2 protein-coding genes are annotated in these 398 nt (G+C 47.2%); one reads left to right on the top strand and one right to left on the bottom strand.

Annotation, left to right across the window (positions count from 1 at the left end; genetic code table 11):
- Positions 1–181 (top strand): hypothetical protein (locus tag DY467_RS26405; RefSeq protein ID WP_205502866.1); only part of this gene is annotated, 181 nt, incomplete at its 5' end.
- Here the strand turns inward: DY467_RS26405 and DY467_RS26400 are convergent.
- Positions 171–398 (bottom strand): hypothetical protein (locus DY467_RS26400; RefSeq protein ID WP_205502864.1); only part of this gene is annotated, 228 nt, incomplete at its 5' end. The two genes, DY467_RS26405 and DY467_RS26400, sit on opposite strands and share 11 nt — an antisense overlap.

Genomic DNA, 398 nt, shown 5'->3' with positions numbered 1-398 from the left:
GGTTCAAGTTCGCTCGATGGTTGAGCTGCTGCACTGCTTGAATGAAAAATCTCTGGATGATTTGATCTTTGGTGAGGTTGGATTTGGGCACTTCATCCAGACCGATAATTTGAGGCGGGTTACACGGGCACGCAATACTATCTGGCTTGCCCCGTTGCTTCAGACGCTTTTCAATTTGTGATCCCGATTATCCCGTCTAAGAATCTTCTTACCTCTTTGTCGTTAAGCCACAAGAACTGGAGGATCGCGACAATCACGAGAGCGATAGAAGGCGAGTCCTTTAAGGTTAGAACCGGAAGAACTCTGTTGTTCTCAACGATCTTCTCCTTCAGTTCCGTTGCAGCCTTGCGGATTTCGATGACTGCAGGTTCGGATTTTTTTAGATCCACACTGTCGAG

It is taken from the genome of Rhodopseudomonas sp. BR0G17 (genome assembly GCF_010907025.1).
Classification (GTDB): Bacteria; Pseudomonadota; Alphaproteobacteria; order Rhizobiales; family Xanthobacteraceae; genus Rhodopseudomonas; species Rhodopseudomonas palustris_H.
Note: the sequence above shows the minus strand (reverse complement) of the source record. Positions and strands in the feature narration are given on the sequence as shown.